The organism is Planococcus salinarum, assembly GCF_007004625.1.
GTDB classification, from domain to species: Bacteria; Bacillota; Bacilli; order Bacillales_A; family Planococcaceae; genus Planococcus; species Planococcus salinarum.
The window spans coordinates 1-23890 of sequence record NZ_VIFV01000034.1; the positions used below are offsets into that span (position 1 = coordinate 1).

Sequence of the window (23890 nt, forward strand, 5' to 3'; positions counted from 1 at the left end):
TTTCATCAAACGTATTTTGGCGCTTTATTTTTTTCTTGTGAGTGTTCATGAAAATCCTCCCCCTTTAGAATCCTATTGATTGCACAATTGTAACACCTATGGTGTCCATTCTAAGGGGGTCGACCACTTTGTCGTATACAATTCCCACACAATTTTAATTGGTGAATATAAAGAAAAAGCCACGCCTTAAATGCTGATGGAGCGTGTACGACAATGTATACATTATAAATTGCAGTGTATAGTCAGATTCGTTTAGAATTGTTTTTTACACAGGGACGCGAATTAATTAAGTTAGAGTTTTATTTATGTAGCCAATTGGCTGGTATGCGTCCGGTATTACACCGAGCTCATCTTAGCCAATTTTTATTTGACGCTTAAATTCAGGAAATACAGGGATGCCTGCTCAAGACCCAGCAGCGATTGGATCCCCCCGTTTTAGTCACTGGACAATAAGAGAATTTTAACGATAAAAAATAAGCTTCAGCAACCCTTCAATAAGGATGCCAAAACTTATTTTCATTTAGGCTTCTGGCTCCTAGAATAAGCCGCCGAGCCCTCCGCCGAGTTTAGATTTTGCCAAATCCATCAATTCGTCCTTTTCCTTTTCGTCAATCTTACCATCGTCATATGCCTGCTTGACTTGAGTGATGATTTCTTTCGCTTCTCCCGTGTCAGCATTGCTGATTTTTTCTTTTAATGCGTCAAAAGTTTGGCCCATTAGAAAAACCCCTCCTCAAATTATTCTTCGTAAAGAGTATACCCGCCGTAAAAATGAACAAACGGGATTCATGAAAGTAGAGTTTTAAAATCGGCACAACAGTAAGCATCAAATAAGCTCTTTCTATTCACGATAGACATCTTCTTATACTCCGATTTCGCTATCCGCAGCTCTGTGCGTCTACCGAGTCATTTCAATCATCCCACCTTTATATTTCCAGTCTGTACAGGCAGCAAAAAAGAAGCAGGCAATCATGGATTTACATGAATGCCTGCTTCTTTAATATTGTCAAACGCCGTAAGTTAATGACATTGACATAAATTGGGTGCTTTTAGTGAATCATAAATCATTCACCTGCTGCAGAAATCTTATAAATCACACCGCCATCAGTGGATGCAATAAGCTCGCCATCCTCAGTTACAAGAATATCACGGAAACGTTCGCCTTCTTCAGTTAATAGGCGTTCTTCTCCAACGATGAATTCATCTTCAATAACGACACGTACAATATAGTTTGGCGCTAAACCACCGATGAACAGGTTGTTCTCCCATTCAGGAATTGCGTCGTTATCATAGAATGCCATACCACTTGGCGCACTTGTTGGATCCCAATAATATCTTGGTTCAACAAAGCCTTGCGCCTCATGTTCTGAAATCCCCTCATTGATTAATTCACCAGAGTACTCGATACCATAAGAAACAATCGGCCATCCATAGTTATTGCCTGGTTCAATAATATTCAGTTCATCCCCAGCTTGTGGACCGAATTCAACAATCCATAAGTTTCCTGTTTCAGGGTGGAAGTCTATACCTTGAATATTACGGTGACCGTAGCTGTAAATACCATCCAGTGCGTCTTCATCTTCGATAAATGGATTCGTACCTACTGGTTCTCCATCTTGTGTAATGTGAATTACTTTACCCAAGTAAGCATCCAAGTCTTGTGCACGTTCGCGAATCGGATCATCTGAACGTTCACCAGTTGTTAAGAACAGGTTGCCATCTTCATCAAAGATAATACGTCCACCATAGTGTAAGTCACCTTCATATGCTGGTGTTGCCTGGAAGATTGTTTCAAAATTTTCCAATGACGTTTCATCTTCTGATAAAACACCTTTACCGACAGCAGTTACAGTACCACCTTCAACATCTTCAGCATACGTCAAAAATACCATTCTTGATTCTTCAAAATCAGGTGGAACGGCTACATCAAGTAAACCACCCTGGCCTTCGCTATTTACTTCTGGTGTACCTTCGATTGGTTCTGAATCAGCGTACTCATTAAGGTTTACAATAAGAAGTTCTGCTGAATCTCTTTGCGTAACAAGTATGCGGTTTGGTTCAAACTCTGCCATACCCCATAACACGCCAAGACCGTCAGCAATAATTTCCTCATTAAGTTCTGTTTCAGTCTCTACTGCAGGTGCTCTTGTTTGTTCTGGAAATGCTGGTTCAAACTCAGTGACTTTTGGTTCAGTTTCTGCAGATTCTGCATCTGTAGTTTCCTCAGCCCCTTCGTCAGCAGGTTCTTCTGCTGGTTCTTCTGCAGGCTCTTCTGCAGGCTCTTCTGCAGGCTCTTCTGCTGGTTCTTCTGCTGGTTCTTCTGCTGGCTCATCCGCTGGTTCCTGGTCTGTAGTTTCCTCATCGCCACCACATGCTGCCAAAGCCAAAATAAAGATCAGCATCATAAAGAATAGTAACCTTGACCACGAAGCTTTCGTCATCATTTTTCCTCCCTTTTCTAAAATATTTAACATACTATATTAAGGTTCATACCCCTGAAACCCAGTACCAAAACTCAGTTAAGACTTTCATATCATAATTAAAAATATGAAACTCCTTTGAAAATGATTTTATCACAATTTTGTGATAAAAACAATAATCTGATTTTTCATGATATAGATTAAATTCTTGTAATAATGTTTTGTTAAAAGACGACAACCGGAGTTGCCGCCTTTTGTGATGTATTCAGCCTGTCTTTGTCCCGCATCCCCAGCACGGCGGAATGCTTCGCTGTTGTTATGTTCACCTAGATCCCAGATTTCCCCCTGTGTCCCGTACAATTCTCACACAAATTATAGAGATATATAAAATAATAAAAATACACCTAGGATCTTATGTAACAGGTGTGTCAATGTATGTAATATGAATTGTCGTGTCTTGTCAAAATCGTTTGGAATAGTTTTTGACACAGGGTCGCGATTAAAAAAATACCCGCTAATGACGATTAGTCACTAGCGGGTATCTTGAACTTCACAAAGGTTACTTAACTTTTATTACTATTTTCCCTTGGACATGATGGGTCTCACTTAACTCATGTGCTTCTTGTAAGGCTTCTGCCGAAAAATCAAATACTTTCCCCACTTGAGGCTTCAGTATTCCTTTCTCAAGCAAGTCGCCTATTTCAGCCAGCTGTTTACCATTTGGCGTTAACCAGTAGGAGCTTGCTGTTACCTGATGCTTTTCGCTTAATGACGGATCGGGTTGACCGGCTATCGATACGAGTCTGCCACCCGGCTTTAATACCTGGAAGCTTTTGTCTAAAATGTCGCCGCCCATTGTATCGAGGACCGCGTCATAATCGCTTAACTCTTCTTCAAATTGTTGTGTACGGTAATTGATGAATTCATCTGCACCCAGCTCTTTTACATAGGCTTCATTTTTTTCACTCGCTGTTGTTGCCACATAGGCACCCAGTTGTTTTGCCATTTGAATGGCCAGACTTCCTACCCCACCAGCTCCGGCATGGATGAGAACTTTATCGCCTTCTTTGACTTTTAAATTGTCCACTAAGCACTGCCATGCGGTTAAACCAGTTAACGGTATAGATGCAGCTTCTTCAAATGTCAGGTTGCCAGGTTTTTTCACAAGCAACTCCGCGTCTACAGTTGTAAATTCCGCATAAGTGCCTTCACGGGTAGTATCCGGTCGTGCAAACACTTCATCCCCGATTTGGAAATGCGTCACTTCATTTCCTACTTCAACGATCTTGCCCGCAACATCCCAGCCAAGAATAATCGGGAATGACCAATCGAGCATCTCTTTCAAATAACCGGCACGAAGTTTCCAATCAATTGGATTGATAGAAGTGGCATAAACCTCAACAAGTACTTGGTTTGCTTCTATTTCTGGTTTCGCCAGCTCCTGCTCCACTAACACATTTTTCCCACCATATTCATTAATGACAACTGCACGCATGCATAGCACTTCCTTTTCTGAAATATATTTGTAAGTTCCCGTTTTGTCTTCTTAAGAAATCCTGCCTTCTCTCCAGAGCCTGATAGGTATCCTACAACAAAATTTCACTTTCATACATCTGGTTAATACAAGCCCTACCTTACCTTTTAACACCTTGAAATTAAAGCAAGTTGCTCAGAGGTGATAGATTATGGATCAAATCACAAATTGAAGTTAGATTGACCTAACGCGCCAAGCCCCCGTTTCGTGAATAAAAAGAAAAAACCACGCCCTAAATGATGCAGTGGGAGCGGCAATGTATAGATTATAAATTGCAGTGTATATTCAGATTCGTTTAGAATTGTTTTTTACACAGGGACGCTAATTTCTATGTTCTCCGTTTTTTCATGCTAATTGGACTCCAAAGTTGGTGCATAATTGCTGAATATCAGACTGATAACCGTTTCCGACTGCAGTGAACTTCCAATCTTCGTTGTAACGATAGATTTCCCCAACTATCAGACAAGTCTCCGGACCACCACCATTGGCCAAATCAAACTGGAACATTTCCTCCCCGGTTTCTGCATTCGTCATCCGGATAAAGGCATTGTTCACCATGCTGAAATTCTGCTCTCGATTTAAAGCATCGTAGATAGTTACAATAAACACAATTTTTTCTACTTCGCTTGATACTTTATCCAGTTCCACTAAGACCGTTTCACTATTGTTTCCTGCATTACGACTATCCTTCAATAAATTCGTGCTGCCATCTGGCGATTGAGGGTTGTTGTAGAATATAAAAAATTCTTCCTTCGGCACTTTTTGATTTTCATTCAAAAGGAATACATGAACGTCAAGATCGAACTCTGTTCCTTGCTGGCTGCTGACATCCCAGCCTAGTCCGACTTTGAGTTTCGTTAGCGGAGTGTCCTCCATAGTTAAGGAGACACGCTCACCTTTTCGTAATGATGGCCTCTTGGTTGGAGCAGGTGTCGTTTCAATTTCCACCAATTTGGTTTCTGGTTCTTCTGATTGAGGGGCTGACACTTCCGGTTCTTTCTCAGCAGGCTTATCTTCTTTCATTTCCAAATCGGCTGGTGTTTCAGGTGCTACTTCTTCAGCCGGCACAGTAGTTGGGCTATCCAATTGTTCTACTCGCTCATCAGACATAATGATGGACTCGTCGATAATGCTCAAATCCAATCTGTTCGCTCCTACCTGCTTGGCAATTGCCGTCGCTTTTTCAATCACTTTCTTTGTAACAGCATGTGGGTAAAAGTCTTTGACAACCAATTTGATGAACTCAGGCGGAAGTTCTTCAAGTGTCTTCTTAAATGAGGTGAGCAGTTTATCCCGGAAGATAATTTCCTCAGTGGCTTCTCGAATGCTGTTTGCTGATATCTTCGTGTAATTGAGTAAATTCAAGAAGTAAAAATCATAATCCGTGAGATTTAAAACATCTAAGGAGTAAAAGGGTTCGATATCCATTAGATTTTCATAGTAGAAGTCCGTAAAAAAGTGATAATTTCGTCCGTCTGTAATGATTCCCAGTTGTACTTCCGGAGTGGAATTATAGTATTTCTGCAGTTGATGGTAATGCCTTTTAATATTGGTGTTTAAAGGCTTGGCCTCAATGATGATTTTGAAGTCACCCAAATCCAACGCATAATCCACTTTGTCGTTGTTCCCCCGTAGATTGGCCGGCTTGAACTCATGCTTCAAGACATTCGGATCTGTTATGTCGTATCCGAGTGAAGTGAGGAAGGGAAGAATAAGAAAGTGCTTCGTTGTCTGTTCATTAAAGGTCATGTCTTCATCGGTGAGAATCTTCTTTAAATTATCAATTGATTTTTGTGCAGAAATATCGAGCATATGCCTCTCTCCTTTGGTTTTACTTGTTCCTACTTACCATCTTAACTCATTGTAACATTTCTCCGGCAGAGGTAATTAATGTCAAGCTGTTTTATATAAACAATTCCAAAGAAAAAAGAGAGGGATTAGATTAACGGGTTCTGTTTCCTATCACAAAACACATATTTAAAAAATTAATAGGATAATTGTTCGAAATTTCTAAAAAATACTGAACAAAGAAAAAAGACACAGCAACTTAATTGCTGTGTCTTTGGTGTATTTTGATTTTTGATTTTCTGCTTCCCAAGGAACGACACAATTTCCAAACAATTGATAAGCTTGAATAAAGTGCAACACCATCGCTAGAAACGATGATTTTATAGATCAGCCGGTGTATAAATTATAAATTTTAGTGTATAGTCAGAATCTTTTAGAATAGTTTCTTTCCCTGGGAAGCGATTCGTTAAAATGAAAAAGCCAATGTAAAAAACCCGCTCTATAGTTGAATAGGCGGATTTCTTATGCAGGTTTATTGTATAACTTGAATTGTGTTTGACATAGGGAGGCGTTTTTAAGTAGGATTGCGCTTGACATAGGGAAGTTTTTTTTATTTCAAATAAATCAAAGCTTTATTTAAAATACTACTCCATTCTTTACCCTTAAAATAGGAAAAATGACTACTCTTTAAAGTTGCAAAAGACATATTTATTCCATTAATAGAAATCATATTATCATTGCTAACAATGATATCGTTAGACATATTCTTATATCTTCCTACTAAAGAAAAATATTTCTTACTAAAGTGTTGAGTATCCTTTTTATTCAAGTCTGAAATAAAACTACTCTTATTTGACAAATCTTTAATTCCCTTAGGATCTGTATTGTACATTAGTTCATTTAAGTCATCTTTTTTTATAGAAAGAAAACCAAAAAAGTTTACAGCAACAAATATTTTATTCCTTATTTTTTTAATGCCTTGAGTCTTTTGCAATATCTTTGATCCACCATTGGGAGTGCCTGCCATTATAATTTTATCAACTTCCGCAAAATACTCTATTCTAGCTGAACGACTTACTAAACCTCCCATACTATGAGCTACTACTAGCACTTCACTTTCAGGGTAGACTTTTTTTATTTTTTTGATTTCTTCTGCTAACAAATAACCATTGTCCGATATACCTCGATTTATTGTATAATAATCAAATCCATAGACTTTATAGCCTTTTGAACAAAGAAATTTTCCTAAGTCAATGTATTTATTACCTATTTGTGAAGCAAGTCCATGGACTATAAATGCTACCTTTTTATCTTGACTTTGTTTTTTTATAATAACTTCATTTTCACTATCAATTTCAAAGAATTCATTTTTATTGAAAGTATAGACTTTCGATTCTCCGGTACCTTTATAATCTCTATCTAGATTGTTAGTTAGGTTTTTATCGTTAAATTTATTTAAAACAAGTAAAAATTTATTCGGCTTACTATCGTTCGAACTTAACGTGTATTTTAAATAAAGCTCGGGGTGCTTATTTGAAAGATAGTTCGAGAATTTTTCATGTTCTGCTTTATTATGATTTAGCAAATATTTTATTTGCGAATTGTTAACTATAGCATCTTTTTTATCTCCTGAATTTTCATGATTCAATAACTCAACTCTTGGAGAAAGAATATTTAATAAATCCATATTATCAACTTCTTGATGATCTACAAGTTCTAAATACTCTTCTTGAATAGTATAAAAATATTCATCTTTTTCACATCTAAGTCTAAATGAAATACTCCTCTTTTCAAAAATCTCTTCTCTCATTTTTCTATTTAATTCAATTCGGAATACCATTTTGTTTTCTGAATAGAGAGGATTGTTTATTTTACTATTTGCAAGCACTATTTTTTCTACAGTTAGTTGCTCATTAAAAAACCTAATTTTCTTTGAATTATTTTGAATATTTTCTAATGTAGTATCAATTATTATTCTATTTTGTGAGCTATATATAAATTCATTTTCCAAGAAATCAACCTCCAAATATTTGATTTTCTATTTTAATAATTATTCTTTACTTTGTTTGTTTATTAAAAGAGACCATCAATAATTATGTGTAAATAAGTAAACCTTTTCTTATATTAATTTCATATGCAAAGTCTAGAAATTTCTCTCAACCACTTCTCAACTTCACCTTCATCATCCGCTTTGCGAAGCTGTTCATATGTCATAGAATTAACTACTTCATTATTTAGTCTCTTTTTTGCGTTACTTTTCTTACCCCTTTGGTTCTCCACATCTAAATCCTCCCAATTTAATCCAGTGTCTCTTTCATACAGTGATTTTGCTGTAATTTCAGGAACGCTACAAGTAGAAGAAAACGATACAGTTACATCACAAACTAGGTTGATAGCATCCTCATGCAGATAATTTTCGAGTTCTCTTTTTTTAGTGCTAAAGGCAACTGAATTATCCTCTCTATTATTTACTTCCTGGCATGTAGTATGGTATTTGGCTGGCGTTAGAGCATCCCCATCATATATGTGCACTTCTGGGAGATTAAATTTCTTGAGGTAGTTTAATTCTACCCATTTTTTAAGGGTGCTACCACCGGCTGGCATAATTACCACCCTATCATCGTCTATTATATTTATAATATCTGCGACATTTTCAGAGACTAATTTACTGAATACATTTAATGTTGAAACGTCATGTACACCCTCTACGATGACAATAACCTTTACTTCTTCAGTTACATTTGGAAGTACTCCTAGCGTTTCAGCAATTTCACTTATTGTTTCATCATCATTTCCTCTTTTAATCAGTTTACCTTCCGGTGTGTTTACAATAAACCTTATCGAGTCAGTTGGAAGTACTCCAGCTAAACCAGGAACATGCGTGGTAAGGATTACTTGAGTATTGTCATTTTCTGATAAAGATAATAAGGTTCTTGCCAGTAAAAGCTGATTGCTAGGATGCTGTGAGGTTTCTGGTTCCTCTATTGCATAAATTATGCTTCTTTCTGAAGATCCTAAGGTACCCTTTTCTGCTTCAGCTCTAAAGAAATTCAGTAAAATTAACCTTCGGACTCCGCTGCCTCTTTTATTTATAGGAATCCCATCATCGCCTTCTAACGAAAGTTTAAAAATACTACTCCATTTTGGTTCATCATTAAAACGGGGGCTTAATTCGTTAGCCAAAGATTCATCCATTTCTCTGAGTTTATTTAAGGTATTACCCGCAACGGTTAAAGCTTCTTCCATCACCATTTGCTTAATCTCTTCTAATTGTGTTTCAACATTTTGAATAGCTGCTTGAACTGCTAACTTCATAGGGTCTTGCACTTCACTATCACTATCTGAACTTGTTCTATCAGATTGGAACAGTGTGAATATAGGAAGATGAAGACTTAATTTATCCCAAATTGCTTTAACTCCCTCTGCTTTTACTGGTATCATTTTAAGAGCTAACTTTAAGTCATCAAACGAATTAAAAATTGCCTTCCTTAACTCCACGTTTGAGCGCATATCGATACCAGAAGTATCAACACCCAGATCTCTGATTCTATCTTTTAGAGGAGTAATTTTTAGTTCATGTAAATCAGACGCAGATTCGATAGTCGGATACATTGCATTAATAAAAATTTCTGCAGATGGAGTTTTTTTAGAACAATCGAACATTTTATATATTTCAAGATGTCCTTCATTATTGAGTATGTATTCTTGCTTAGCTGTAGTTAGAGCAGTTGAGTCGATTACTATTTCCATATCCATAACATTTTCAAATATGCAGCCTATTGTAACTTTATCTTCATCGCTATGAACACAAGCATCTTTTGGTTCTATCTTCACTTTACTGTTATTAAAGAATATTTCTAGTGCTTCTAAAACTGTGGACTTACCAATATCGTTTTTACCAATAAAAGTTGTTAAATCATCAAAATCCACTTCAATTCTTTCTTTGTAAGATCTAAAATTTTCAATAATAATTTTTTTCAGCTTCAATTTAATACCACCCTTTTCACCCAAGTTAACTTAAAAGCAACATAATAATTCCATATTTACACAGATATTAATTTTAAATATTCCGATTAATTAGTTCAAAATCTTAAATTGAAATCAATACTAATACCTTTTCAACCGTTTCTATAGAAAATTTAAATAATAATATCTACAAAATAAAACTCAACTAATTAAACTATAACCGTCAGGTAGAACAATAACAAAGTCACCTTCAGAAAATAATGTTGGTATATTATGATTATAAATAATTATATCAATTTGTTTAGTTATATTCTTTTCACCCACTACAAATCCAGTTCCTACTGAAACATTTGATGGTAAAACTTCTTTAAATAATTCATTAGTAAAATTTCTTTACATCTTCCATCTTCTTCATTATGTCTTCCACCTACAAAGTATCTAACTCTATTATGGCTAACCAATAATTCATCAATAATAGATCGATGATGCTCTATATAATTTTCAAATTCTTCTCTATTGGCTGGACAATATTTATAACCCTCAATTTTTTTAAAAAAGAAGCATCCAATAAAATTGAATGCTTCTTTTCATACTATATCTAACTTACCTCTAAACCCTTATAAACCGTCTCCACAGAATCCAAATAAAACACCGACTGCACTTTTACCAACAAATCCGATGGGACTGTTTGCAGATCCATCACGGAAGCTGCTGATATCAAGACTCTTTTCGCTCGAGCATTTACACAAACCTGCAAGACATTAGCAAATGCCTCAACTTTGGCTATGGTTCCACCAACTGTCATATTGCCAATAATTAAATATCGCTTCCCAGGGAACGTCACAATTCCCAAACAATTTATACGGATGAATAAAAAGAAAAATGCTCACCTAAAATGAACTGCACCTCCACTGTTAGACACCAATTTAACAGTGGAGCGATATTCTCCTAACTTCTGTATAATACCTATAACCTTATTCATCTACATCAGAAAATATATTTCCTGTATAGCTAGTTTTTGTTTCATTATAATCCATAAACTCATTCTCGAAATCTTCCTCGTATTGATCAGAATGTAATACCATTAAGTAGTCACGAACTTTATAAGATACGTCATTTAAAATATTATCAAATTCTTCTTTTTCTTTTTCTGTTAGAATTGAACGGTTTTCTGTCTCTTTAATAAATACTTCTACAGAATTTACCCATTCCTTAGCAATTTCTTCAATATCGTCTTCTGTTTCGGTTATATTATCTAGTCGCATATCAAATTCCTCCATAAAATATGACGGACCTAGTTCTTTAAGTTCTAGCAATATTGTTTGAACATCATCTTCATTTATAAGTTTTCTTATTGTTTCATCTGTTATAAAGGCTAAGTCGCACATGGATAGAGCAATTCTACTAATATCCTTCGTGACAATTCGCTTTAACTCTTCATTGAACAACCCTAAATTTTGCAACCTAATCGCAAATTTATATGCAGATCCGAAGTTAAACTGTGTGAAAGGTTGTTCCACTAAACCATTTAAATATTCATGATTTTTCTCATACACCCAACGAAGATAACTATCAGAAGTTTCATGAAGGAAAAACCTTATCAAAACTTCTTGTTCAAAACCGTTATTTTCCTTTTCAAATAACTTTACAGATAGTATATTCCATAAATCTTGTGGAACAAAAATTTTGTGTTCTTTTTCTAAGCATGAAACTTCTCTAAGTATTGTTTTGCTCTCTGCGCCTCTTAAAAATATTTCAAGCATTTCTGGATCCTTAGCTAAAAGTAACTGAAGAGAATCCAACATACTGGGATGAAACAAAGACCATAATTGCCTATCGGAAATAATTGATAACTTTACTAAACTATCTCTCATGGCATTTAAAGAATTTTTTATTTCTGGCAAACTGACTGCGAATGCTTCGATAAAATAATTATTAAGATATTCTTCTTTAACTGGACTCGACAAACGATTACCATGTAAAAGAATGAGAGTAAGGGCAGCTTTTTTGTTTTTATCAAGTGAATTTATAACACTTTCAAAAAACTGTATTGGACCAGAAAAGAAGTTATTTAGCCCTCCTCTATTTATAGCTAACCCCTTATGAAACATTCTATTTCCTAACCTTCTTGCCAACTCAGGCGAAAAATTTTCATGATGTGCAATTTCATGTAAGTAAATTTTCAACTTACTCTTAGTTTCCCTAGCTAAATCACCACTTTTAATATGATTATAAAGTATCTGTTCTCTTTCACTCTCACTAAGATCTTGCACATTTATGTGAACTTGAGAGTCGAATAAAAGTGGAAACGCATTTTCTTTTACCTTTGCCTTGCTTCTTTAAATATGTAATCTCTACTTGTAAATATAATTGATGCACCTTTTTTTATAGCAATATTTAATAATGGAAAAACTCGCTCCCACTCATTTAACAATAAATTATCTAAATTCGTTGAGCCAAAAGCATCGTCAAACCAATAAGTTTTGTGAGGGTTTTCGGGATTCCAATGTTTCCGAAATTCATTTGCACTATTTAAAATAACTGTTTCATGAGATTCATTTTCAGCTATAGATGTCATACACAAAGTAGCCGCAATTGATGTTTTACCTACGGCTGGAGGCCCTAATAAAATTATAAATCTTTTTTCCATTATTCCTTTTAAGGCTTGTTGGTAGGAGTTTGTATTCACAAATGTTAGAACGTTAGCCTGTAATTCTCCTAATAGTGCGCTTGACTGTTTATGAACCCTATCATCAAGAATTTCAGATAGATCTCCTATTCCATATAACCTTGGAACCAGTCTTCTTAAAAAAATATTGGCGTCAATAGTAGACTCAAACCATTCTTGTCCTAGTATTGTGCAACTTTTGAGACCTTTTATTTTAAGAAATTCTTTTTTAATTAAATTTTCATTAGTTGCTGAAAGATTATAATTAGTAAAAATTATGTAATGCTCTATTCCCGTATTTTTAACTAGATTAGTAACTTTCAGAACTTCATTCTCTACTATAGAGAATGTCAAATTTTTCTCTTCTTTTGATGTATGTTTGCATTGAAAAACAAATTTTCCTTCAAGCACTTTATCGTTAAGCTCTATATCGCTTTGGCCCTCAAAATAACCGTCTCTTCCTCCATCCTTACCTTCTGAAAAAGGGGTATATGTAGCTCCAAAAATATATTGCATTATATTAGTACAAAGACTTTCGAAGGATTTCCACCCCAATAAGTGCATATTATATTTATCCATATAAATACCTACCTGCCCTATTATTTTTTCATATTTAACTATAGTTTCAATTTATCTATTATAAGGAGCCAAATAACATGTATATGTATAATTCTATTTTCTTTATGAATTTCGGTTTCAATAGAGTGCACAACGTGTAGTTTAAAGAGAGATTATAGAAAAATGTTGCACTTCCATGTTAAATGAGAAAATATCACAACAATAGGAATACAAGTTATCCCTTCTTATTTGAATCATCTAGAATTTTTTGAACGATTCCGTTTTTATCCGAAATGATTGAGTGAAAAATGTTTGTTTAGAATTCGTCAATGGAAAAGTAGCCGAAAGGCATAAGATAATCAATTACAGTAGTTTCCGCTTTTTAGTCTTTTGCCTTTAGTCCTTATTTCATGACACTTCTTTTATCTGGTTCTTGTGAAGCTAAACTTGTTACAATTTTCAAGGTATAAAATGCGCCAAAAAATGTATTAACAAAAAAATATGACCATATATACATGCCTATAAGTGCAATGGAGGCATTACTTATTGGACCAGCAACTGCAATGATTAAATTAATTGCGATAAAGACAATACAAGCTTTAATTTGTCCTTTTAACCCCTCATACAGATAAGCATAATGTTGTGGAAAGAATTTTTTCAAACGCTCAAATAAGCGACTTTGCTTAAGAGTGACAATAAGTGTTAAAAACACCCCGTTAATAGTTACTAGAGCAGAAGCATAGGTAATAAAATTTCCTGTATTTTCTCTAATTAGATTTAAATATCCCAGGCAATATATTATTAATGGAATTATTGATATTACAGCAGATACATATACCCCTTTTAATTCCCAGAGGTCCCAAAACTTCTTTGTATATTGATTTACTTTTTTCTGTATCTTTTCAATCAATTTTAGACCTCCATTCAAAATTATTTAAAATTAAACTTCTCTTAAAATACGTGCAATAGTTTCCTGAGGAATATTGTAAGATTCCACAAACATATCATGAATGTATTCAAATCCAATTCCTCGGCGATTTTCTACTACAAGACTTATTTTGTTTGTTAATTTAGGTGCGAGTAAATTTACTATTTCTAACGGAGATTCTATGTCTTCTCGCATAGTAACTTCTACTTTAGGCCTTTCTTCAACCACCTGAATGTCTCTAAAACCTCCAATAATTTCTTGTATAGTCTGACTATCAAGGCTTTCTTCTTTTGCTGCTTGCCCTATTGAAAGAGTTAACTCAAAATTTATCCCCTGAGCTCTTCCGATTAAGTCAGAAACCTCATTTAAAGTCCCAGTTTGCGCTAATGCTTCGGCAGCAACATCAGAACCTTTAATAACTATTTTTCTATAAATTTCGGCGGTTTCCACCATATTCACTTTTCCTAGATCAATTATTGGATTCAACACAACCCTAAGTGCTAGAGGCTCTTGCTCCCCAATTCCAGCTAAATATCTCCACCGTAATTCAGTCAAAAAGTACATAACTTGATCTGCATTTAAGCTATATAAATTGGATTGAATACTTATAGTGTAAAAAGTTGGGTCGTAAACAACTGTTACGAATTCTCCAATATATTCATCAGGATTTAAATTAAGATCTGCCTTTGGATTACCAATTCTTTTTATAGATGGTATATTAGTCTCCCTTAACTTAGAAATTTGAAATGAATACAAATTATTTTGAGCATCATAAATAAACGTATCTCTATCAAGCTCTGCAATATATTCTCCAACATTCACTACAACATCTAATGGATTTCTTCTTATAGAAATATAATCCAAAAATTCTGTCATATCGTATGCTGCAGCAATATTTCGTTCAGCCATTTCTACTGGTAAATCTAGTGGAGTTAAGTTAGTTGTGAAATAATTGAAACGCACGTATTTCCTAGGCATATGTAAGACTCCTTTTCTAAAAATTATTTATTATTGCAAGGTAAGATAACTTTTAAAAATATTTATAAAGTTATCTTTATAATTTTCTTCTAATTGTTTGAAACCCCTTGAAATTTAAACTTTGCATAAGATCTTGCAACTCCTATCTAAAATTCAAAGTAAGTAAAATCCTTTATTATTTATTTTTTTTTAAAAAACCCTAAAAGCCGCTCCCTCAACCCCTCATCACTCGCATAAATATAAAGTCCCTTTATCCCTCTCTTCATCAACACATTAATCGAATTCAATATAATCTGTTCTTTCGCCCTTTCAACATCCTCAATGCCATCTTTCCCTCTGAATGCTTCGGTGTCGCTATATTTTTCAGTAAGGATCTTCAAGCAACGATTCTGGTCATCATAAGTAACTGATGGACCCAATATCACGCCTACATAATTCAGATCAAAGCCCTGAATCGTATAGATGGATCCCGCTTCTTTGATTGTCTCCGGCTTTTCTGCCCAGGTGTTTTTGGCATCGGTTGAGTTCCATGGGATTTCAAGATTGTCTTCTCTAATGTAGTACTGCTCGCCATCTTTCTTATGTTCATAATCAAATGTCGAAACCACTCTGGAGAGGCCGTGTTCTTTATTCTTTTCCACTATGGCATCATGCATTTCCTTGGCAGAATCGAATATTTTAAAGGCATAAAGCTCATCTTCCGGAAGCTTGCCAATGCGCTTTTCTACGAAATTATCGATCCAGTCGATCACATCGTCTCCAGCATTCATGCGGAACTGTTCTCTTAAAACGTAGGGCTTTTCTCTTTGATAGCCTGACACTATTTTCTTGAGCCGATTCTTGTCCCAATAGCTCTTCAGTTTTAAGACCTGTTTTTCATCATAGACAACGATGACAACTTTGCTGTGCCTGATGATTTCTTCCAGCTGATTGTCTTCATTGAATCCGTTGAAAGCATCCGCTCTGCTCAGCAATAAATGTGCTTCGTCGACCAGGACAATATCCGCTTTTTCTGCAATTCTCTTTTGTTTATTAATAAAACTGGTCGGTTTGTCGAAGTTATTCTTCTTCAGAAACTTCACATTGGCAGCGATGTTCTTATACGTTTTCAGCATCTCTGAATGATTGACGAGCAGATAATTCTTTGTTTGATGAAGATTGGAGTTCTTATCAGCCGCCAGCTCCTGAATGCTGTTGAACACGGAACTCAGGACTACGCTCTTCCCTACGCCAGCTTCGCCCTTGACCATGAATACAAACGGTTCCTCATCATTAATATGTTCTTCGCATACTTGCAGGATCTTGGTTTTAAGTTCGAGCTGCGTCATCGTCAGCTCTTTGAAAGGAGAAAGTTTAAAGATGTCTCTGTTTTCAATTACGTGAGCAGGGTTATTAACCATCTTCCTTTTCAAGAGTTCTTTCCATATATCATTGAATATCTCTTTGTCGTAGAATTCCTTGTTATGGTAGTTGTGCGTGACGCTTTGCGCGGTCTGACTCTTATTCTGCAGCTTATAGCGATCATCGCCCAGGAAATAGTTGATGAGTTTCGTTTCGATATTGTAGGTAGCTGATCGGTGGAATTCTTCATGGATGATGAGCGTCATTTTTTCTAATTTCTTTCGCTCGATGTTATTCAAGTGGGACTTCATCCGATTTTTAAAGGCGACCGTTTCACCGATGTATACCGTCGTATTGTTGTTCAAAAAATAAACCACCGGATAGTCAAAGTAAGTATTGTTCTTAATACTGTCCAAAGTGCTTTTATTAAAGTCCCAAGTTTTTAGTTCGGTCATTCCCATATGTATTCAGCCTCTCTGGATGCAGCAGATTCAATGATTATTATCAGATATGTAGTTCAAGCGCTTACAATTTCTTTTAATATGTTTTTAGTTAAAACCATTACGACAATCTAATGTCTTAATATTAGCATTATTTACCTGTTAATTGTCTGCTTTTGGAAAATTTAATGTTATGCATATCACCAGCTAAAAAGAGTGGATGCTCTTCTAAAAAACTAAATAAAACCCCTACTTTTTGAAAGTAAGGGTTTTTGATTATGCTTCACAAGCATAGTCATCTTTATCACGATCCATCTTCGATTGGTAGGCTGGGTGGGTAGATGGCACACCACTTGGATAAACTTTTCTTAGTTCAGTACAGTTTGCAAAATTCTCTGATTGGGCTGGAGCAGCTGCACTGCTTGCACTTGAACTCATTTGATCTGACGAAGAACTGCTCGAACTGGATTCCGAACTTCCACTGGAAGGAGAAGCTGCAGTTTCATTCGTAGAGTTTGTTTTCGAACTTGCTACTTCTTTGCTTAACTCGCTATTTTCGGTTTCTAGATCTTCAACGTCCTTCTCCAGTGCTGCAAGTTGCTTATCCAATTCGGTTTTCTCTTTATCGAAAGCTTCCTTTTGACTCGCTAACTCAGTAACTGCATTTTCATTTTCATCTTTCTTACTTGCCAATTCTTCAAGTTCTTTCTCAGTTCCTGCTTTTTCTTCTTCGAGCTTAGCAAAATCTTCCTCCGATTTGCTGATAGCAGTTTCAAGCTTATTTATTTCAGCCTTCAATGACTCATTTTCTGCAGCTAAGCTTTGTCGCTCCGCTTCTGCTTCGCTGGCGCCAGTCATTCCAAAGCCGGTTAAAGATAAAACAAAGACGGTTAGCGCAATCAACGCATTACGACCAAACTTCTTACCCTGGTAATCTTTTTTTATAAATTTGTGAGTTCCCCACAAAATTCCGAAGACAACCAATGCAATTAAAGCTACTAAAGTTAGTAACAATAAAAATGTACCCATAAAACTTCCCCCTATTTTGTTTTTTGAAATATTTTATTACTGGCACCCCTGTATAAGCAGGAGAAAAAAGTATTCACTTTCACTTGTAATGTCTTTGCCTTTGTTGCAGTCTGTACAGCGATAGTTTAGCACGTTTTCAAGATAAAAAAATAGATATTTTTTAATTAAAAGTAAATATTTTCTAGCTGATAACATATCAATAATATTATATAAGCATGAATGCCCGGAAACTCTATTGCATAACGCCGCAGACCACTGGTCAAGCCCCACATTAAATTTCACTCAATAGGCTTATTAAAACGTTTTTCACTCTTCGAGGCATATGAATAGGGAAAACTTGATAATCTTTCGCCAATAGAACAGAAATGACCCAGAGCAAGGTTACCTGCTCTGGGTCATTTTTGTTTTAATTATGCAGATCAATTTAAGCTGACCATTTGAATAGTTGGTCCCCTTGGATATGGACTTCCTTCTTTGTGTTGGTAAGCTAAACTCCGCTACCTTCAATTCACCACAACGGATCCTGCTCATTCGACAGCTTGATTGTATAAGGAATCAGCATCGTTGCAACAAGGATGAAGAAGAAACCGATGGAAAGAAAAACCGGCGTACTCCAGTCAAAAATAATCCGGGAAAACAGGATGATAGGCAACGGAAGAATATAAAGTATATAAACCCCTTTATTCCCTTGCAGTTTGATAAATTGCCGCTCCCCGCAGTTCGGGCATTTCTTATTATTCTTGAAGCCGATAATCAACGTATCGATCCAGCTCCATTTATAATTGCAGTTTTGGCAGTTCGGCATTGTTTTTCTCCTTTCTAATATTGCTTACGGATTATAATGACATTTCATCTTTATCGCTTAAGTTGATATATAGAGGGAAAAAGATTACAAGCAGGAAACCCACTACTCCACTCAAATAGCCGAGTCCGATTAGAAATCCTCCATCTTTAAAGGATATGTATTGTCTGGTTTTGCAGTTTGGACATTCCTTTCCGTTTTTAGATAGTGCTAGCTTCCAAACATCTTTCGCTTTCCACTTATAATTACAATTCGTACAACGAGACATATAGACACTCCCTCATAAACTTCAGAACATTTCGCCATTTCCATTGTATCCTTTTTCCAATTATAATCCAAATGACCATATAAAAACCCTTTATAGCAGACTGTAAGGCACTCTCAAATTGATGTATACAAAAAGCGAACCCATAATGGATTCGCTTTAAAATCATATTCGAATTTCATATTTTGCCTATAGCCATTATGCCAAATGGGCTAATAATGAAATCTTGCTTGTGCAATTCTTACCTCATCATTTTCGACTTTATAAACGATTCGGTGTTCTTGCGTAATATGCCTCGACCAATATCCTGACCAGTCATGTTTCAGCGGTTCCGGCTTGCCAAGACCAGTAAACGGATTTCGCTCAATTTCCTTGATCAATCTGTTTATCTTTTTCACTATCTTTTTATCGGTTTCTTGCCAATACAAGTAATCTTCCCATGCCTGATCAGACCATACTTTTAACATCAGCATCTTCCTCGATTAACTCGCGAACAGTTCCGCCACCATTCTCCAACTGTGTAATAGATTCATTCAGTCTGTCTCTATTCGCTTTTGTAGACATCAAATGAGCCATTTCACGATAGGAATTCAATTCATCTTCGGAGATCAATACAGCATTTTTACCTGACTTCAGTGTAATGATGACTTCCGTGTTAGCCTCGGTAACATCCTCAAGTACGTTAAAAAGATTTTTTCTAAGATTAGTCGGAGTAGTTGCAGTAATTAATGACATTTTCACCATCTCCTTTTATGTACATTATAACGTACGTTTCATGTGAAGTAAAGAAAGCATTGACATTCTTCGAGATGATTTGGATTTCATCCCAAATTAAATATATGTATCTAAATTCAACATTTATTTATTGATAAACAATAAATATCGTGCTATATTCAACTTACAAACTAACCGAACGGAGTGATCCCATGAAACGCAGACAGGCTTCGACGCTGTTTCTGAAAGCGGTGCTCCTGCTGATTGGCGGGGTGGCGCTCGCTATCTGCATTTTCGCCTTGCCGGAAATCGCGGCGATGGATGCCAGGCAGCATCCCGAGACGGCGTACCTGCAGGTTCCGTTTTTACTGGCGGCTTACCTCTTCTTCATGCCATTTTTTATTGCGCTGTATCAGACCTTCAGGCTGTTGCACTCCATCGACCGGGGCAAGGCATTCTCGGATGTGGCGGTAAGGGCGCTGAAGACGATCAAGTATTGCGCGCTCACGATGATCACGTTTATCGTGCTGGGTGAGCTGGCGACGATTGCGCTGATCCGGGGCGAAGACATCACGCATATCATCACGATCGGCGTGCTCATCACGTTCGGCTCCAGCGTCATTGCGCTTTTTGCCGGCCTGCTGCAAAAGCTGCTGGCGGAGAATGAGTTGATTGTGTGAGGGCAGAAACTGATCTCCTTTGGAAGCTCCTTTCTTTTGAAGGAGCTTTTTTTTGTATGCAATTAATTAAGGTTTATTACAGTAAAATCCCCCTTTTCCGAAAGCCTATTTCAACCCTTCTGTCTGTTTCCGGTAAATTAGTATTCTCAAAAAATAAAAAGCTTATTCATGGAAATTGGATTACAATATAAATACATTAAATCCATGAACAGGGATTACTGCAATGATCATTCAGGGGGCTCACGCATGCGCAATTCTTCAGAAAAAGGGATTCGGCATAAATATTTAAGGCTGACGATTTCTTCTTTGTTTATCAGTTCGTTATTGGTCGCGGGAATTTATTTTTACATGAATAGCCAGCAAGAGCAGCACATGGCCGAATACATAGAACTTAGAGAAAAACAGGAGATGGTGAACGAACTTTCCGACTCGGTGAATGAACTGTTTTTCCGGGTCAGGGGCTTTTACTCCTTCAAATATGAGCAGGATCTTGAGATTGCCCTTGCCGAACTGGAAAGTTTAAAAAGGACGATCGCCCGGATCAATATGCTGTCGCTGACTACAGAAGAAAGAGAGCCGATTGCAGATTTGAGCGAGTTCCTTGAACGGTATGAAAACGAGTCATTACCGAGATCGATTGCAGCTGTACGCGCGGATGATTATGCGCTGGTGCGGGAGATCTCCCGCAGCGGCACCAACTCGGAAGTGAATGCTTTCATCGCCTTTGCGGATAATTATGAGAGGGCTTCTGAAAGAAGCCTGCAGCAATTGAATCAACAGCTTTTAAACGAATCGAAGAACTTTTCTTTTGTGCTGGTGGTGATGTTTTTCCTGCTGTTCCTTATCGTCGCATTTATTATTTTGCGGGCGCTGAATGATATCGTAAAACCGCTGGAGGGTATGCGGGAATCGATTGAGGGTTTTGTCAGCGGCGAGGAAGTTGCCTACAAGCCACTCCAGCGTTCGGACGAACTCGGCGTTTTATCGATGGCTTTCCACAACATGGTGAGGACAATCCACGAAAATCAGGAAGAACTGACGGCCCAAAACCAGGCGCTGCTGCTTAATGAGGGGGAACTGCAGGAAAAGCAGAACAAGCTCGAAGAATCGCTGGAAGAAACAGAGAAAGCCAAGGAACGGATCATCCGGTTCAATGATTTGAATCATATCCTTTCTTTCACCTTGGACAAACAAAAATTGGCAAACGCAACGCTCGAATATTTCAAAGATACTTATGAAGTCGATAGCGGGGTACTCTGGCTGCCCCAAAGCGGAGAATTTGCTTTGGAAGGACTGACAGCAAGCATGTTCACAGAATTCCGTGATGAGCGGATTCCGTATCTCGTTGAGCGGTTGAAAGATCGTGAATCGTTCACTATGAAGCGTGAAGCGGTGCATGAAAAAGGGATTGCGCTGGGGGAAGTTTATATTAGTGACCTGTATGCTTCTGTGAAAAATGAAGATCAGGAAAATATTGCGCTGATCGGCCTGTCCCGGATCGGCCGGACTTTCTCGCAAGAAGAAGAACTGGATATCAGCGGGCTGTTGAACCGGATCCATCTGGCGATTGACCGCATCCAATTATACGATGCGGCGATCCATGAACGGACATTAAACGAACGCATCATTAATAACATCAATGAAGGAATCCAGTTCATCTCAAAAAATGGCGCTATGGTGCAGCGCAACAAAACGATGGCTGCCCTATTGGAATGCGGCGACTTGCCGCTTGATGCGAATATCGAGCCGGAAGTCTGGATCCGCACCATGGCTGAACAAACGACGAATCCTGAAGCAATGATGGCATTCTTGAACAATTGCATCGATGAACAAAAAGCGATGTCGAATACGTTCCAATACACCGTCAAAGAACCGGATGAACGGGTGATTGATGTATACAGCACATCGGTCGTCGTCGACAAAGAGAAAACAGGGACCATCTTTGTGCACCGGGACGTTACACGGGAACGGGAAGTCGATAAGATGAAATCCGAGCTTGTCAGCACCGTAAGCCATGAACTGCGGACACCGCTGTCAAGTGTTCTTGGCTTTACCGAACTGTTGCTGAACAAGCAGCTGAAACCGGAAAAACAGGAGCGCTATTTAAAAACGATCTATAAAGAAGCAAAACGCCTGACCAACCTGATCAATGACTTTTTGGACCTGCAACGCATGGAGTCCGGTAATCAGGTCTACCGCATGGACAAATTATCGATGAGCGAAATGGTCATCGATGCGGCTGAAAAATTCCGGACACAGGCGATGCATCATGTCGTGGTGATTGACGATGCTTCCGATGTGATGGTCGCCGGGGACCGTGAACGTCTCGCGCAGGTATTGATGAATTTGATCGGCAATGCCATCAAGTTTTCACCGCAGGGCGGTAATGTAACGATTTCCCTGAAGAACGACTCCAAAAATATTCAAGTTTCGATTCAGGATGAAGGCATCGGGATTCCGGCTGAAGATATTTCGAAACTGTTCTCGAAATTCCAGCGCATTGACAATAGTTCACGCCGGAAAATTGGCGGAACCGGCCTCGGCCTTGCCATCTGCCAGGAAATCATCGGGCAGCATGACGGGAATATTTGGATCGAGTCGCAGGAAGGGCTTGGCACATCGGTCAATTTCGAATTGCCGCTGCTGTCTGAGACGACCGAGTATACCAATCATGAAGGAGCCGAACAGAAGCCGCCGGTGATGATTGTCGAAGACGACATCAGCCTTGCCTTGCTGTTGTCGGAGGAATTGAAGCTGAACGGATTCAAAGTGATCTACCACACGAGTGTAGTAGAAGCATTTAAAGAGGCAAAACGCACACCGCTTGTCGGCGCGGTTGTCGATATCATGCTCGGTGAGGAATTGAGCGGTTGGGATCTGGTCGACATGATGAAAAAAGATGCTGAAACGAAGGATGTGCCGATTGTCATTTCGTCTGCCTTGGATCCGGTAGCAGATGTACAAAAATTAACACAGATCAGCCATTACCTTACAAAACCCTATGCATCAGTTGATTTATCGAAAGTGATGAAAAAATTGATGAATGGCCACCACGAAAACGGCGTTATTTTCTATCCAGAAAAAGAGCCTCTTTCAACCAGTGACAAATAAGTAATCGCTCTGTAAAAAAAGCTATAAAAAACGAACTGGCCGCCAAGGGCCAGTTCGTTTTTTAGGTTGTCGAGAAATATAGAACTTCTGTAAGGATTTACTCTTTTATTTAAAATAAGCTGTTTAAAATACCCTGATTAGGAAGTGATCTAAAGATATGGAGCAAAACAGCGAAGACTCCTGGGGGACCAAGCGAAGTGCTGAGATCCACTCGGGCGAAGTGAAGCGAGACCGAGTTAGCTCAGCGCTAGCCCCCGGAAAGCGAAGCTGTTTTGCGGAATATCGACTATGAAAAGTTTCTAATTAGGAAGCTGTAATTTTCCCCACCAGTCTGAGAAGTTCCATCGGACTGAACGGTTTGGACATGAAATAATTCGCGCCTTTTTGGATGGCTGATTCCCGGTCTGCGTCCTGTGCTTTGGCCGTCAGCATCAGCACCTGGGTGCTGTTCTGGTCTTTCCTGACTTCTTCGAGCACTTCCATGCCGGTCAGATGGGGCATCATATAATCCAGAATGATCAGGTCATAGTCATTTTCCCTGATTTTCTGCAAGGCTTCTTTGCCATCTTCTGCTTCTTCTACTTCAAAGTCGTCTTCAAGCGTATCCACAATCAGCAGGCGCAAAATATCTTCATCATCTGCCACTAATACTTTTTTCATTTTTTGTG

General features: G+C 37.6%; 18 protein-coding genes and 1 pseudogene. 2 read left to right on the forward strand and 17 right to left on the reverse strand.

Annotated elements, in window-relative coordinates; genetic code table 11:
• Nucleotides 1–535 precede the first annotated feature (535 nt).
• The 16 genes and pseudogenes from DIJ65_RS14450 to DIJ65_RS14530 form a co-directional block, all read right to left on the reverse strand.
• Nucleotides 536–718 carry a hypothetical protein gene (locus DIJ65_RS14450; RefSeq protein ID WP_117303378.1) on the reverse strand — a complete coding sequence of 61 codons (183 nt, stop codon included), beginning with the start codon at nt 716–718 and terminating at the stop codon, nt 536–538.
• 346 nt (nt 719–1064) lie between these two features.
• Nucleotides 1065–2441, reverse strand: a complete 1377-nt coding sequence (locus DIJ65_RS14455) for a PQQ-dependent sugar dehydrogenase (protein ID WP_117303380.1) — start codon at nt 2439–2441, stop codon at nt 1065–1067.
• Nucleotides 2442–2979: 538 nt separating this feature from the next.
• Nucleotides 2980–3915 carry an NADP-dependent oxidoreductase gene (locus DIJ65_RS14460; protein WP_117303384.1) on the reverse strand — a complete coding sequence of 312 codons (936 nt, stop codon included), beginning with the start codon at nt 3913–3915 and terminating at the stop codon, nt 2980–2982.
• Nucleotides 3916–4299: 384 nt separating this feature from the next.
• Entirely contained in the window at nt 4300–5766 is a 1467-nt protein-coding gene (locus tag DIJ65_RS16410) for a TerD family protein (protein ID WP_221930623.1), read from the reverse strand.
• 586 nt (nt 5767–6352) lie between these two features.
• Nucleotides 6353–7753 carry an esterase/lipase family protein gene (locus DIJ65_RS14470; protein ID WP_117303386.1) on the reverse strand — a complete coding sequence of 467 codons (1401 nt, stop codon included), beginning with the start codon at nt 7751–7753 and terminating at the stop codon, nt 6353–6355.
• A gap of 119 nt (nt 7754–7872) precedes the next feature.
• Nucleotides 7873–9729, reverse strand: a complete 1857-nt coding sequence (locus tag DIJ65_RS14475; protein WP_185959566.1) for an ATP-binding protein — start codon at nt 9727–9729, stop codon at nt 7873–7875.
• A gap of 180 nt (nt 9730–9909) precedes the next feature.
• Nucleotides 9910–10083 (reverse strand): annotated as a pseudogene (locus DIJ65_RS16730) (DUF6602 domain-containing protein); the annotation flags it as partial.
• A gap of 599 nt (nt 10084–10682) precedes the next feature.
• A complete protein-coding gene (locus DIJ65_RS14485) occupies nt 10683–11981 on the reverse strand; it encodes a hypothetical protein (protein ID WP_142836509.1) in 1299 nt (432 codons plus the stop codon).
• A gap of 47 nt (nt 11982–12028) precedes the next feature.
• Nucleotides 12029–12955 (reverse strand): nSTAND3 domain-containing NTPase, encoded by a 927-nt coding sequence (locus tag DIJ65_RS14490; protein WP_117303391.1) that lies wholly within the window; start codon nt 12953–12955, stop codon nt 12029–12031.
• A 382-nt stretch (nt 12956–13337) separates the two neighbouring features.
• Nucleotides 13338–13844 (reverse strand): hypothetical protein, encoded by a 507-nt coding sequence (locus DIJ65_RS14495; protein ID WP_117303393.1) that lies wholly within the window; start codon nt 13842–13844, stop codon nt 13338–13340.
• Nucleotides 13845–13874: 30 nt separating this feature from the next.
• Complete coding sequence (locus DIJ65_RS14500; RefSeq protein WP_117303395.1) at nt 13875–14840, reverse strand: DUF6731 family protein; 966 nt, start codon at nt 14838–14840, stop codon at nt 13875–13877.
• Nucleotides 14841–15019: 179 nt separating this feature from the next.
• Nucleotides 15020–16642 carry a DUF2075 domain-containing protein gene (locus tag DIJ65_RS14505; RefSeq protein ID WP_391527609.1) on the reverse strand — a complete coding sequence of 541 codons (1623 nt, stop codon included), beginning with the start codon at nt 16640–16642 and terminating at the stop codon, nt 15020–15022.
• Nucleotides 16643–16897: 255 nt separating this feature from the next.
• Nucleotides 16898–17650: an excalibur calcium-binding domain-containing protein gene (locus DIJ65_RS16735; protein ID WP_117303396.1), complete on the reverse strand. Its 753-nt coding sequence runs from the start codon at nt 17648–17650 to the stop codon at nt 16898–16900.
• Between the two features lie 508 nt (nt 17651–18158).
• Nucleotides 18159–18455: a TIGR04104 family putative zinc finger protein gene (locus DIJ65_RS14515; RefSeq protein WP_117303398.1), complete on the reverse strand. Its 297-nt coding sequence runs from the start codon at nt 18453–18455 to the stop codon at nt 18159–18161.
• 474 nt (nt 18456–18929) lie between these two features.
• On the reverse strand, nt 18930–19184 hold the full coding sequence (locus DIJ65_RS14525) for a Txe/YoeB family addiction module toxin (protein WP_117303401.1): 255 nt from the start codon (nt 19182–19184) through the stop codon (nt 18930–18932).
• Complete coding sequence (locus DIJ65_RS14530) at nt 19165–19452, reverse strand: type II toxin-antitoxin system Phd/YefM family antitoxin (RefSeq protein WP_185959567.1); 288 nt, start codon at nt 19450–19452, stop codon at nt 19165–19167. Before DIJ65_RS14530 ends, DIJ65_RS14525 begins: the two co-directional genes overlap by 20 nt.
• Nucleotides 19453–19601: 149 nt before the next feature.
• Here DIJ65_RS14530 and DIJ65_RS14535 point away from each other — a divergent pair, with 149 nt between their 5' ends.
• Nucleotides 19602–20111 (forward strand): DUF2975 domain-containing protein, encoded by a 510-nt coding sequence (locus DIJ65_RS14535; protein WP_230321446.1) that lies wholly within the window; start codon nt 19602–19604, stop codon nt 20109–20111.
• A gap of 246 nt (nt 20112–20357) precedes the next feature.
• Nucleotides 20358–23222: an ATP-binding protein gene (locus DIJ65_RS14540; RefSeq protein WP_117303406.1), complete on the forward strand. Its 2865-nt coding sequence runs from the start codon at nt 20358–20360 to the stop codon at nt 23220–23222.
• A gap of 303 nt (nt 23223–23525) precedes the next feature.
• Here the strand turns inward: DIJ65_RS14540 and DIJ65_RS14545 are convergent, their stop codons facing one another.
• Nucleotides 23526–23882, reverse strand: a complete 357-nt coding sequence (locus DIJ65_RS14545) for a response regulator transcription factor (protein WP_117303408.1) — start codon at nt 23880–23882, stop codon at nt 23526–23528.
• Nucleotides 23883–23890 lie beyond the last annotated feature (8 nt).

Excerpts from the sequence above, each read along its gene's own strand:
- DIJ65_RS14515 (WP_117303398.1), bottom strand. The coding sequence starts at position 18,455 with ATGCCGAACTGCCAAAACTGCAATTATAAATGGAGCTGGATCGATACG.
- DIJ65_RS14460 (WP_117303384.1), bottom strand. The coding sequence starts at position 3,915 with ATGCGTGCAGTTGTCATTAATGAATATGGTGGGAAAAATGTGTTAGTG.
- DIJ65_RS14525 (WP_117303401.1), bottom strand. The coding sequence starts at position 19,184 with ATGTTAAAAGTATGGTCTGATCAGGCATGGGAAGATTACTTGTATTGG.
- DIJ65_RS14500 (WP_117303395.1), bottom strand. The coding sequence starts at position 14,840 with ATGCCTAGGAAATACGTGCGTTTCAATTATTTCACAACTAACTTAACT.
- DIJ65_RS16735 (WP_117303396.1), bottom strand. The coding sequence starts at position 17,650 with ATGGGTACATTTTTATTGTTACTAACTTTAGTAGCTTTAATTGCATTG.
- DIJ65_RS14455 (WP_117303380.1), bottom strand. The coding sequence starts at position 2,441 with ATGACGAAAGCTTCGTGGTCAAGGTTACTATTCTTTATGATGCTGATC.
- DIJ65_RS14505 (WP_391527609.1), bottom strand. The coding sequence starts at position 16,642 with ATGGGAATGACCGAACTAAAAACTTGGGACTTTAATAAAAGCACTTTG.
- DIJ65_RS14545 (WP_117303408.1), bottom strand. The coding sequence starts at position 23,882 with ATGAAAAAAGTATTAGTGGCAGATGATGAAGATATTTTGCGCCTGCTG.
- DIJ65_RS14530 (WP_185959567.1), bottom strand. The coding sequence starts at position 19,452 with ATGTCATTAATTACTGCAACTACTCCGACTAATCTTAGAAAAAATCTT.
- DIJ65_RS16410 (WP_221930623.1), bottom strand. The coding sequence starts at position 5,766 with ATGCTCGATATTTCTGCACAAAAATCAATTGATAATTTAAAGAAGATT.
- DIJ65_RS14450 (WP_117303378.1), bottom strand. The coding sequence starts at position 718 with ATGGGCCAAACTTTTGACGCATTAAAAGAAAAAATCAGCAATGCTGAC.
- DIJ65_RS14540 (WP_117303406.1), top strand. The coding sequence starts at position 20,358 with ATGCGCAATTCTTCAGAAAAAGGGATTCGGCATAAATATTTAAGGCTG.
- DIJ65_RS14490 (WP_117303391.1), bottom strand. The coding sequence starts at position 12,955 with ATGGATAAATATAATATGCACTTATTGGGGTGGAAATCCTTCGAAAGT.